The organism is Polaribacter sp. MED152 (genome assembly GCF_000152945.2).
Taxonomy (GTDB): Bacteria; Bacteroidota; Bacteroidia; order Flavobacteriales; family Flavobacteriaceae; genus Polaribacter.
The window spans coordinates 197,807-210,133 of record NC_020830.1; the positions used below are offsets into that span (position 1 = coordinate 197,807).

Consider the following 12,327-nt stretch of genomic DNA (forward strand, 5'->3'; position numbering starts at 1 on the left):
ATTTTAAATTTTGTTGTAGGAATTTTTAACCTCCAACTCGTTTTACATTAAATCCTTTTTCTTTTAACATAGCCATTATTTTGTCTCTATAATCACCCTGAATGATTATTTTATCATCCTTAAAACTACCACCAACAGAAAGTTTCTTTTTAATTTCTTTGGCTAATTGTTTAAAATCTGATGTTGCACCAGTATAACCATCTAAAATGGTTATTGGCTTTCCTTTTCTTTTTTCGTACTTGCAAAGTATTGGGTCTTCTTGCAACCAAATATTCGACTTTTCTTTTGGAGGATCAGGGGTTTCTTGATGTTCTGGAAATAAGTTTTTTAGTTGATCTTTTAAATCCATGTTTCAATGATTATCAGCGTAAATTTCTGAAATTTATTTTTTAAGTCCTAATTCTTTTAAACGCTCATCTAAAAACTCACCAGCTGTAATATCTTCGAATTTTTTAGGATTATCTTCATCTATGCAATTTTCTAAAACATCTAATTTCATATCTGAAACAGGGTGCATAAAAAATGGAATTGAATAACGTGAAGTACCCCATAATTCTTTTGGAGGATTTGTTACTCTATGAATTGTTGATTTTAATTTATTATTACTATGTCTAGATAGCATGTCACCAACATTTATCATCAATTCATCTGGTTCAGCCATTGCGTCTATCCATTCACCTTCATGATTTTGCACTTGTAAGCCTTTACCTTGTGCACCCATTAAAAGTGTAATTAAATTAATATCTCCATGTGCAGCAGCTCTTTCAGCTCCTTTTGGTTCAGTTTCTATGGGTGGATAATGAATTGGTCTTAAAATACTATTACCATTTTTTATGTAATTGTCAAAATACGTTTCTTCTAAACCTAAGTGTAAAGCTAAAGATCTTAACACGTACTTTGCAGTTTTCTCTAACATTTGATAAGTTTCTTTACCAATTTTATTAAAGTTTTCTAACTCTTCTACAATTACATTTTCTGGATATTCATTGGCGTATTTAGAGTCTTTATCTACATACTGACCAAAATGCCAAAACTCTTTTAAATCGCCTTCTTTTTTACCTTTTGCAGATTCTTTACCAAAAGATACATAACCTCTCTGACCACCAATTCCTGGAATTTCGTATTTTTCCTTAACCTCTGTAGGTAAATTGAAAAAGTTTTTAATTTCTTTATAAAGATTGTCTACTAAATTATCATCTAAAAAATGACCTTTGAGAGCTACAAAACCTATATTTTCATATGCATGACCAATTTCATCAATAAATTTTTGCTTGCGTGATTCATCATCAGATAAAAAATCGGCTAAATTAACGCTTGGTATTTTATTCATTCTATTTAATTTTTACTAAAAAGAGATTTTAAAGTTACAAAAAAAGTTAATAAGTATGCACGAATGCAACCATAACAATTTTGAACGTATTATTTGTGATGTTTACTTTCTAAAATGGAAATTATTTTTTTGAAAACGGAATTAAATAGCTAATAGTATAGTTAAATCCGAAGCCAGTTCCACTATCAAAGATTCTATTAAACCCTGGTGCATATAAAGTTTTAAAACCTTCTTGCTCTTTTACACTTATCATAATTTTATAGCTAAGGCTAAAACCAACAAATAAATTGTTAAAGGTTTCTACTTTTGCACCTACCATAAATTCAGACCAGTGAGCATTTAAATCTGCAGTTGTGTTGGGTGTAAAAGTGTTTGCAGGAAAATATTCATTGCTAATATTAGGTGTATAACTATTTAGAGTTTGTTCAAATAAACTAAAGCCATATCTAAATCCTACAAAAATTTCGTTATTCATATCTAACCAATTTTCGTAAGCGTTGTAATTAAATCCTAAACGCATATAACTACCTTTTGCTCTAGAGTTGCTGTAATCTTCTTGGTTAGTTTCATCTTCATAACCAAGTTCTGCAGCAATGTAAAATCGTTTAGAAATTCTGTAATCTCCTACAAATTCTAAACCTGAGTTATAAAAACCGTCTACAGCAGATTTAATAGGTTTGCTAATATCTAAACCCAAACGTAAACCGTACGCAGTTTTGTAAGTAATAGAGTCTTTCTCTAAGTCAGTTTGTAAGGGTTCCGTTTCTTGGGCAAAACCACTTACAAAAACGAAAAATAGAAATAGGCTAATGATATATTTGTACATGAGCTTCATTTTGGTTTTCTATAGTGGTTAAATTGCTTGGTTCAAAATCGGTTATCCAAGTATTGTCTGATGTAAAATTAACATCATTAAAAATTACTTTAAAGCCACAAGATCTTGATACAAAATCGTTTTCTGTGGTATATTGAATCGTAAACTGATTTACAACGTTATTTTTAGAAAAATTATACACTGTTTCTGTAGCTGCTGAATTTAAAGGTATAAAAAGTGAGTCTAAACTAGCGTTTATAAATAGACTGTCTTTACCTTCTGCCCAAACATATAAATTATCTACTGTTTTTACAGATTCTCTATTGGTATCGTCATAAAAACGTAAAATTAGTTTAGGTGTTACAGGGTTCTGAGTACAAAAATCATCTTTTTCGCAACTCAGAAATGTAAAAATTATTAAGCTTAAAAAAACAAATGTTTTTCTCATATTATTCTTCTACTTCTACAATTTTGTTGATGGCTTCTAACAATTTAAAATCTAATTCAGTAACACCATCAGCATCATGAGTAGTTAAAGTAATATCTAAAGTATTGTAAACATTAGACCATTCTGGATGATGATTTAACGCTTCACATTCAAATGCAATTCTATTCATGGCAGACATACAGTCTTTAAAGTTTTCAAATTCAAAATCGGTATGCAAAGCGTCTTCGTAAAATTCCCAATCTGGATAGTTTTCTAATCTTGAGTAAATTTCTTTTTCAGTAAGTTTTATCATGATGTTATTTTTAATTGCTAAAATAAAATGATTTTATGTAAATAACTGTTAAACAAATCAAGTAATTCTATCTATCAAACAAAACTACAGTTTCTATATGTGCAGTATGAGGAAATTGATCTACCAAGCTAATTTTTTTAATTTCATAGCCAGCCTCTCTTAACAATTCTGTGTCTCTTGCTTGTGTTGCTGGGTTGCAAGATACATAAACCATTCTGTCAGCATTTAAATTTATAATTTTTTGCAAAGTTTTTGGCATAATTCCAGCTCTTGCAGGATCTAAAATAATTGTTTTAATTTTATCTTGATATTCAGGATGTTGAGTTAAAAACTTACCAACATCTGCAGCATAAAATTTTAAACCTTCTATATTATTTCTTTTTGCATTTTCTTTAGCATCTTCAATTGCAGAAGCAACAATATCAACCCCAACAATTTTAGCATTTTCACTTTTAGAAGCTACTATTTGACCAATTGTACCTGTACCACAAAATAAATCCATAACAACTGTGTTGTCTACTTTAGATTTATCCTCTAAAACGTAATCTACTACTTTAGAGTATAGTTTTTCTGCGGATTTTGGATTGGTTTGAAAAAAGCTTTTCATGCTAATTTCAAAATTAAGGCCTAAAAGTTCCTCAACGATTTTATCTTTACCAAATACCAATTCTATACTTCCAGATGTTGCAATGGTTCTATCACCAACTTCATCGTTAATAGTATGTAACAAACCAGCCACTCTATCTCCAAAAAGATCCACTAAAAAGCTAGCAAATTTATTCAGATCGAATTTTGGTAAATCATAAGAAGTAGTTACTAAATTGAATAACAGTTTATTGGTTTTGAATGATTTTCTAACTACGAAATACCTAAAAAAACCATCTTTTCTTGGCCCATGCCAAGGAGCTAAACCAGTATCAAAACAATATTTACGTATGGTTTTTAAATGGTCTTCAAATTCTTTATCAAATAAACCAGAATCTTTTTCTAGATTATCTCCCATCCACCAAACTCCACGTCTTTTAAAACCAAGAGTAAACTCATCTTTATCTCTTTTTGCAACTCTATCATAACCAATTGCAGAAAAACCATATTCCATTTTATTTCTGTAATGAAATACGTTTGGTGATGTTATAAATTCATCAAATAAATCTTCGATGTTTTCGACTTTACCAATTCTTTTAAAAAGAGATAATGTACTTTCTTTTTTATACTGATGTTGTAATTCAATAGGCAATTGAATGTAAGGTGCTCCAGGTATGTCTTGAAAAGGTACTTCTACCTCATTTTCAGAAGGAACTAAAACATCAATTAATTTGGCTTCAGCATATTTTTTGCTCGATTTTTTAATCTGTGCTTTTACTAATTGCCCAGGCAATGTATTTGGCACGAAAACAACAAAACTACCTTCTTCAGAATGAATTCTTGCTATTCCTTTTCCTCCAAAAGCATAATCTTCAATTTTAAGCTCTAAAACCTGATTTCTCTTTACAAATTTGTTTCGTTCTCTTCTTGGCATTCTAAATTATTTGGATTGCAAAATTAGGAAAATTGAACACTATTTAGATTAATTTCTTATTTTTGTTTTTCTTCGAGGATGATTTCTTTCCCACGCTGAATTTCTGGTCAAAATTATTTAGACTTCAGAAGGATAAAGGTAGAACAGGAATGTTTTTAGTATAAACATTTAAATAAATTAAAATGGCTGTTTTAGACAAGTTAACATCGCAACAAGCGATTGAATTAGAAAACAAATATGGTGCTCATAATTATCATCCACTACCTGTAGTTTTAAGTAGAGGAGAAGGGGTACATGTTTGGGATGTAGAAGGTAAAAAGTATTACGATTTTCTTTCTGCATATTCTGCAGTAAACCAAGGGCATTGTCATCCTAAAATTGTAGATGCAATGACCAATCAAGCCAAAACATTAAGCTTAACATCTAGAGCATTTTATAATGATATGCTTGGTAGATATGAAAAATTTGCCTCAGAATATTTTGGTTTCGATAAATTGTTACCAATGAATACTGGTGCAGAAGCTGTAGAAACAGCTTTAAAAATTGCAAGAAAATGGGCGTATGAAGTAAAAGGAATTGATGAAAATAAAGCAGAAATTATTGTCTGCGAAAATAATTTTCATGGTAGAACAACTACTATAATTTCTTTTTCTAATGATCCTGTTGCAAGAAAAAACTTTGGTCCTTACACTAAAGGATTTTTAAAAATTGAATATGACAATCTTCAAGAATTGCAAGAAGCCCTTGAAAGTAGTAATAACATAGCAGCATTTTTGGTAGAACCTATTCAAGGTGAAGCTGGTGTATATGTACCATCTGAAGGTTATTTGGCAGCAGCTAAAAAAATGTGTGAAGATCATAATGTATTGTTCATTGCAGATGAAGTACAAACAGGTATTGCAAGAACTGGTAGGTTATTAGCAACTTGTGGTAATTGTACTTGTGAAGATAAAAACTGTTCTGGAACACCAGAAGTAAAACCAGATATCTTAATATTAGGTAAAGCATTAAGTGGTGGTGCCTATCCTGTTTCTGCTGTTTTGGCAGACGATGCTATAATGAATGTAATTAGACCTGGAAATCATGGTTCTACATTTGGTGGTAATCCTATTGCTGCTGCTGTAGCAATGGCTGCATTAGAGGTAGTTGCTGATGAAAGATTAGCAATTAATGCTGATAAATTAGGGAATATTTTTAGAGCAGAATTAACTGAGTTTTGTAAAGAAAACGATTTGGTAAAATCAGTTAGAGGTAAAGGTTTGTTAAATGCTATTTTAATAAACGATACAGAAGATAGCTCTACTGCTTGGGATATTTGTATTAAACTAAGAGATAATGGTTTATTAGCCAAGCCAACTCATGGCAATATTATTCGTTTTGCTCCACCTTTGGTAATGAATGAAGAGCAATTAAGAGAATGCATACAAATTATAAAAACTACTATTTCTGAATTTGAGAAATAGAGAATAGTTATTTCTTTATAAAGCCATGATTTTAAATTTTTAAATCATGGCTTTTTTTTATTTTTGTTAGAAACTAAATTTATTTTCATGAAAGCACACAACCCAATTACCCAATTAGAACAATTAGTTTTAACTTCTGATGCTAAACGATTTTTAAAGGAAACTGCAGGTTGGGCTTTCTTTATAGCAATATTAGGAATTATAGGTATTGCGTTTATGTTAATAGTTGGTTTAGTTTCCTTTTTTGCCTTAGATGCAATGCCTGAGGCAACTCAAGCTCAATTACCTTTTGATATGGGCTTAGCAATGGGTATCTTTTATTTGGTAATGGCATTATTGTATATTTTTCCTGTATACTATTTATTTCAGTTTTCTAATAAACTGAAAAAAGCATTAGCAAGTAAAAACGATGAAGTTTTAGCCAATGCTTTTGAGATGTTAAAGTCCCATTATAAGTACATAGGAGTGCTATTTATCATTGTCATATCACTGAATATACTAAGTGTAATTGCAGTAGCTTTAGGCGCTTTTGCAATTTAATATCTAATTACTTTTAGTTGTATCCCTTTTTCTATTGAATAAGTTTTTTAAGGTATTTTTAATTTTATCTTTTGTATCGTCTTTGTCAGTAGTTTTGGTTGAGTCTGTATTATCTGAATTAGTGTTTAATAAATCTTTCAATTTATCTTTACCTTGATTTAATAAACTCTGTTTTTGTTTTTCTACCAACTCTTTTACCAAATTAGAAGTGGCAGTTTTTAAATTTGTAGAAAAATTCGGACTAGTAAAATTACCTGTAATTGTAGCTTTTACAGGAATACTTTTAATTTCTGCAGCATCTTTAGGATTCAATTTTGCAATAATACTAGTTACATCAGAACCCAAATATTTTACAGGTACATCAAAGTTTACGTTATAATCAATGCTGTTTTCGAAAGTATGATTACCAGAAATTTCAATACCTACATCTTTATATTTTAAGGGAATTGGTTTTATGTTTACCACACCATTATCAAAAGAGAAATAGGCATTTATACCATCTAAATCTAAACGTTCTGCATCTAAGAAAGATACATTATTACTTAGTACTTGCAGTAGTTTTGAGTTTTCTGCAGTAAGCTTCGGATTTATTAATTTACCAAATAAATTACCTGTAATCGTTTTTAAACTAGGTGCCATATTTTCATCTAACACTCCAGATACATTAACTTTCGAATTCATTTTACCACCAATAGTATTTGCAATTGGAGCAATAGATTCTAACATTTCTAAACTAGAGAAAGACTCTTTAATATTTAATTCTTTTAAATCTAAATCAACCTTAAAGGTAGAGGCATTGTTTTTGGTAGAAACATTACCATTAAAACCAATTTTTCCGCCAAAAACGTCAGAATTTAGGTTTTGTAAATTAATAGTTTCGTCTTTTACATAGATGATACCTGAAACATTTTTTAAATTGATATTATCATAAGTTACACTATTGGCACTTGCAATAAACTTACAATCTGAAAAAGCAGGAATTTTAAGTGTAGATGAATTTGTTGATTTTGAATTTTGTTCAGTTGTAGTTGGCTTAGATAAAAAATCGGCAACTTTAAAATTATTCGAACTTAAATTAAAATTACCTTTTAAAACTTCATCATTAAACAAAAAGCCATAGAAATTATTTAAACTTCCGCTGATGTTTACATCTGAACTACCTGTTTTTGCTTTAAATTCATTAAGTTGAATTGTATTCGTGTTAAAATTTAAAGCGGTTTTACTGATTAAAAAAGGGTTTGCAACATCTGCAGCATCATATTTAAAATCACTTACAATGATAGCACCCGAATTTTTAATATTCTTGTAGATCCCTTTTTCAATAGAATTCATATCAAAACTGGTAGCTACATTTGCATTCACAATTCCTGCTAATTCTTGCTCTAACTGTACAGGATAAACTTGACTTAATTTGGCAAGATTCACAGTTCCTTTTGCATTTAAGTTAACAGTTGGGTTTGTAGTTAAATTAGCAATATTACCATTTGCAGCAAAAGTATCATCATCAATTTTAAAGGTTAGTTTGTTGACATCTACATAGCTATCATTAGCCAAACCAGTGCTGTTCATGATTTTAGCATCGATGTTAATTTGATTTACAGCTTTTGGTAAATCTTTGTATTTGAACATTGCATTTTTAGATGAAAATAAAATATTGAAAGTTGGTATGGTTTCATCAGACAACGTTCCTTTTACAACTCCATTTAAATCAAAATTACCTTCTGTTTTTATGCTAGCTAAATTACCTGAATATTGTTGAGGTAAAAGCGCAATTAAATTTTTGAAGTCTGAAGTTGGTGTTTTAAACTGTAAATCATAAAGTTGATTTTCATCAATTAACTGAATAAAACCATCGAACTCTAAAGGCAACTGATTTATGAAACCTTTATTTTCTTTAAAAGTATATTTTGTGTTTTTTAAATCTATACCAATTATGGCATCTAAGGTAATATTTACATCTGATAAATAATTTACCTTATTATAATCTAAACTTAGTAATGCTGTAGTTTCTGTGTCTAAATCTAAAATGTCTTGTGCAAAATTTCCTTGTCCTGAATGATTTATCTCTGATACCCTTAATTTTATATCTGAAATTTCATCAACATAATTAAATGTCATGTTCTCTAAAGCATAGTCTTCTATATCTAAAGCTATAGCATTTTGTGCTGTATCTTCTTCTACATTGCTTTGAATAGCAATGTCATAATTGTTGTTATTCTCTTTGTTGATGTAAATATTAATAAAACCGTCTTTGGTACTTATACTTTGTAATTTTAAAGCCTCATCTGCACCCTTAAATAATTCAGTAATTTTCATACTTAAATTCAGTTCATTTGCAGCATATAAAGTATCACCTAGAAAAGGAGCTTTATTAATCACTGCAATTTCTTTTACACTCAAACTAGCTAAAGGGAAATTGGTAAAAAAACTTAAATCTGTTTCAGTAAAAGAAACAGTAGCATTAATATTTTTGTTAATAGCATTGGTAACCATTTTTTCTATTTTGCCTTTAAAAATAAAAGGAGCTGTAAATAGTATAATTAATACTGTTAAAATAGATATTGAACCCCATTTTAAAACTTTTTTTCCTGTAGATGTTTTCTTAGCTGCCATTGATTTTGTTTAAGTAGTACAAAGTTACTTTAATGTTGCTATGAGATTTGTTCATATCATGTTAAATATAACTCAAAACAAAAAATCCAGCTTTATTAAAAAGCTGGATTGCATTGTAAAAAACAATAATTTCTATTGCTGATATTGTTGCATTTTTTCTTCGAATTCTAACATAAAGGTATCCCAATCTGTAGTAGCTAAACCATATAAGCTGTATAAGAAGTAAACTCCGTTAATACCTAAAGCAATTAATGCAAAAGTTTTTGCTTTGCTCATAGCTTGTATGTCATCTGCTTCATATTCTTCTGGATTTAACTCAGCCTCTTTTAATTTTTTATTGGCTATAAGGTAAGAAGGTAAGGCTAATAAAATACCTAAACCCAAACATATACAGCATACTAAACTGATAGAAGATAAAACATAAATTAAGGTAGTGTTTAGTTTTTTCATGTAAATTTTTTAAATACTAATTTTAATTAGATAGTTGATAATGATAATTGTTAAGTTTATGTACGCTAATCTACCAATAATTTTATTAGCATTTTTTATCTTTTTAAAAAAATTAAAAATTGCAAAACTAATTAGTAAAATAAGTGTAAAAATTGCAGGATACATTTTAAAAGCATCAAAAAAGTTACCATTTAAAAATAATAGAAAAGAACGTTGCAAACCACAGCCCAAACATTCTATATCTAAAAATGTTTTGCTAAAGCAAGGCAACATGTAACTTTCTAAATCCTGAAACATCTTTTATTTAAACATATCCATTCCTGGAATATTAGGCATACCACTTTTAGCTGCTATAGCCATTTCGTTTTCATTAATTGTAGAAGCTCTTTCTATAGCTTTATTTAAAGTGATAATTAAATAATCTTCTAACTCTTCTGCATCATTTAGCAAAGAATCATCTATAGAAATAGACTTTATAGTTCTATTTGCGGTAAGTGTTACTTTAATTTTGTTGTCGGCCGAATTTTCATCAACCAAAACAGTATCTAGTCTTTTTTTTGTTTCCTCTACTTTTTGTTGAGCCTCTTTTAATTTGCCCATCATTCCTGTAATATCTCCAAACATTTTTTCGTTTTATTGATTTGAAAGCAAATTTAATAAATCGATTCGAATTAAAATCAAACGAAAATCTTTAAAAGGCATATAATTAAGTCTTATTTTTGCTTTCGCCAAAAAATTACTAGAAATGAACAGCAACAATGCTAAACATCCTATTGCAGAGAAAAAGCCTACAAAATTAGAGAAACATGGAGATGTTAGAGTAGATAACTATTTTTGGATGCGTTTGTCAGATGAACAGAAATTAGCTCCTATAAAAGATGAACAAACTCAGAAAGTAACTAGTTATTTAGAGGAAGAGAATGCCTATTATAAAGAGGTTACAAGTTATACCAAAGATTTTCAAGAAAATTTATTTCAAGAAATGAAAGGTAGAATTAAAGAAGATGATTCATCTGTTCCCTATAAAAACAATGGTTATTTTTATAATACAAGGTATGAAGTAGGTAAACAATATCCTATTTACAGTAGAAAAAAAGGTAGCCTAGAAGCTCAAGAAGAAATAATTTTTGATGTTAACCAAATGGCTGAAGGTTTTGAATATTTCCAGTTGGGAGGTTTAAACGTTTCTCCAAATAATAAGTTGGCAGTTTTTGCTACAGACACTGTAAGTAGAAGACAGTATTTTTTAAGAGTTAAAAATTTAGAAACTGGCCAAATTTACGATGATATTATAGAAAATACTACTGGTGGTTCTGTTTGGGCAAATGATAACAAAACCATTTTTTATACAAAGAAAAATCCGGTTACGTTAAGAAGTGAAAAAATTTTCAGACATGTTTTAGGCACACCAACTTCAGAAGATGTTGAGGTGTATCATGAAAAAGATGACACGTTTGGAACGTATGTAACCAAGTCTAAGTCTAAGAAATTTATCATCATAAGTTCTTTTGCAACAATGACTACAGAGTCAAGATATTTGGATGCAGATAATCCAACAGGAGAATTTACTATAGTACAGCCAAGAATAAAGAATTTAGAGTATAATGTATCTCATTACAAAGATCATTTTTACTTTTTAACTAATAAAGATGATGCTACCAATTTCAAGTTGATGAAAACGCCTGTTCATCAAACAACTGTTGAGTATTGGGTTGATGTAATTCCTCATAGAAAAGAAACATTATTAGAAGATTTCTCTATTTATAGTGATTATTTAGTGCTTGAAGAAAGAACTAATGGTTTAAATAAAATACGCATTAAACGTTGGGACAACTCAGTAGATTATTACTTGCCTTTTGATGAGGAAACCTATTCTGCAGGTGTGTATGGGAATCCTGAATTTGATACAGAAATTATAAGGTATTCTTACAATTCATTTACTACTCCAAGTTCTGTTATCGACTTTAATATGGCAACTAAAGCCAAAGAAATTAAAAAGCAACAAGAGGTTTTAGGAGGTAAGTTTAAACAAAAAAAATATAGAAGTGAGCGAGTTTGGGCAACTGCAAGAGATGGAAAAAAAGTGGCCATTTCTTTAGTATATCATAAAGATACCAAGTTAAACGAAAATACACCTTTGTTACAGTATGCTTATGGTTCTTATGGTTATACAATTCCAGATAGTTTTTCTACAACTCGATTAAGCTTATTAGATAGAGGTTTTGTGTATGCATTAGCACATATTAGAGGAAGTGAATATTTAGGAAGAGATTGGTATGATGATGGTAAAATGCTAAATAAGAAAAATACTTTTTATGATTTTATAGATTGCTCTCAATTTTTAATTGATCATAAATATACTTCAGCCAAGCATTTATATGCAATGGGTGGTTCTGCTGGTGGTCTGTTAATGGGTGCAATTGTAAATATGAAGCCAGAAATTTATAACGGAATTATTGCTGCTGTGCCATTTGTAGATGTTGTTTCTACAATGTTAGATGATAGTATACCTTTAACGACTGGCGAGTATGATGAATGGGGAAATCCGAATGAAAAAGAGTTTTATGATTACATAAAATCTTATTCACCTTATGATAATGTTGAAGCTAAAGAATATCCTCATATGTTGGTTACCACAGGTTTTCACGATTCTCAAGTTCAATATTGGGAGCCAGCAAAATGGGTTGCAAAATTAAGAGAGTTAAAAACAGATAATAATCTTTTATTTTTAGATACAAATATGGAAACTGGTCATGGAGGAGCATCAGGTCGTTTTGAAGCTTTAAAAGAAACAGCCAAAGATTACACATTTATTTTAGCGCTAGAAAATAAGCTCGAAAATTAAAAAGTTCGTGCAT

At 29.6% G+C, this 12,327-nt stretch carries 13 protein-coding genes; 3 read left to right on the top strand and 10 right to left on the bottom strand.

Translation table 11 applies throughout. From position 1 onward, the window contains the following. Positions 1-25: 25 nt before the first annotated feature. From MED152_RS00830 to rlmD, 6 genes are all read right to left on the bottom strand, one after another. Positions 26-349, bottom strand: a complete 324-nt coding sequence (locus tag MED152_RS00830; protein WP_015479944.1) for a translation initiation factor — start codon at positions 347-349, stop codon at positions 26-28. Positions 350-382: 33 nt separating this feature from the next. Continuing rightward, a complete protein-coding gene (locus MED152_RS00835) occupies positions 383-1,330 on the bottom strand; it encodes an isopenicillin N synthase family oxygenase (protein ID WP_015479945.1) in 948 nt (315 codons plus the stop codon). Between the two features lie 121 nt (positions 1,331-1,451). Next, positions 1,452-2,156, bottom strand: coding sequence for a DUF6048 family protein (locus MED152_RS00840; RefSeq protein WP_015479946.1), 705 nt, complete (start codon positions 2,154-2,156; stop codon positions 1,452-1,454). Continuing rightward, the gene (locus MED152_RS00845; protein WP_015479947.1) at positions 2,137-2,592 is read right to left on the bottom strand and encodes a DUF6452 family protein; all 456 of its coding nucleotides are present in this window, start codon (positions 2,590-2,592) and stop codon (positions 2,137-2,139) included. The genes MED152_RS00840 and MED152_RS00845 overlap by 20 nt, the downstream gene beginning before the upstream one ends. A 1-nt stretch (position 2,593) precedes the next feature. Further along, positions 2,594-2,884: a 4a-hydroxytetrahydrobiopterin dehydratase gene (locus MED152_RS00850; RefSeq protein ID WP_015479948.1), complete on the bottom strand. Its 291-nt coding sequence runs from the start codon at positions 2,882-2,884 to the stop codon at positions 2,594-2,596. Between the two features lie 67 nt (positions 2,885-2,951). Continuing rightward, positions 2,952-4,403: a 23S rRNA (uracil(1939)-C(5))-methyltransferase RlmD gene (gene rlmD / locus MED152_RS00855; RefSeq protein WP_015479949.1), complete on the bottom strand. Its 1,452-nt coding sequence runs from the start codon at positions 4,401-4,403 to the stop codon at positions 2,952-2,954. A 182-nt stretch (positions 4,404-4,585) separates the two neighbouring features. On the opposite strand from rlmD, the gene rocD reads away from it, so the two are divergent. Next, the gene (gene rocD, locus MED152_RS00860; protein WP_015479950.1) at positions 4,586-5,866 is read left to right on the top strand and encodes an ornithine--oxo-acid transaminase; all 1,281 of its coding nucleotides are present in this window, start codon (positions 4,586-4,588) and stop codon (positions 5,864-5,866) included. Between the two features lie 87 nt (positions 5,867-5,953). Next, entirely contained in the window at positions 5,954-6,406 is a 453-nt protein-coding gene (locus MED152_RS00865; protein WP_015479951.1) for a DUF5362 family protein, read from the top strand. Positions 6,407-6,409: 3 nt separating this feature from the next. On the opposite strand, the gene MED152_RS00870 is transcribed toward MED152_RS00865, so the two are convergent. The 4 genes from MED152_RS00870 to MED152_RS00885 all read right to left on the bottom strand — a co-directional run bounded on the left by MED152_RS00870 (position 6,410) and on the right by MED152_RS00885 (position 10,093). Further along, entirely contained in the window at positions 6,410-9,019 is a 2,610-nt protein-coding gene (locus tag MED152_RS00870; RefSeq protein ID WP_015479952.1) for an AsmA-like C-terminal region-containing protein, read from the bottom strand. Between the two features lie 132 nt (positions 9,020-9,151). After that, complete coding sequence (locus tag MED152_RS00875) at positions 9,152-9,469, bottom strand: CCC motif membrane protein (RefSeq protein ID WP_015479953.1); 318 nt, start codon at positions 9,467-9,469, stop codon at positions 9,152-9,154. Between the two features lie 9 nt (positions 9,470-9,478). Next, positions 9,479-9,766 carry a DUF2752 domain-containing protein gene (locus MED152_RS13460; RefSeq protein ID WP_015479954.1) on the bottom strand — a complete coding sequence of 96 codons (288 nt, stop codon included), beginning with the start codon at positions 9,764-9,766 and terminating at the stop codon, positions 9,479-9,481. A 3-nt stretch (positions 9,767-9,769) separates the two neighbouring features. Then, entirely contained in the window at positions 9,770-10,093 is a 324-nt protein-coding gene (locus tag MED152_RS00885; RefSeq protein WP_015479955.1) for a YbaB/EbfC family nucleoid-associated protein, read from the bottom strand. Positions 10,094-10,214: 121 nt separating this feature from the next. Between MED152_RS00885 and MED152_RS00890 the strand changes: the two genes are divergently transcribed. Then, positions 10,215-12,314 carry an oligopeptidase B gene (locus MED152_RS00890; protein ID WP_015479956.1) on the top strand — a complete coding sequence of 700 codons (2,100 nt, stop codon included), beginning with the start codon at positions 10,215-10,217 and terminating at the stop codon, positions 12,312-12,314. The last annotated feature ends 13 nt before the right edge of the window (positions 12,315-12,327 follow it).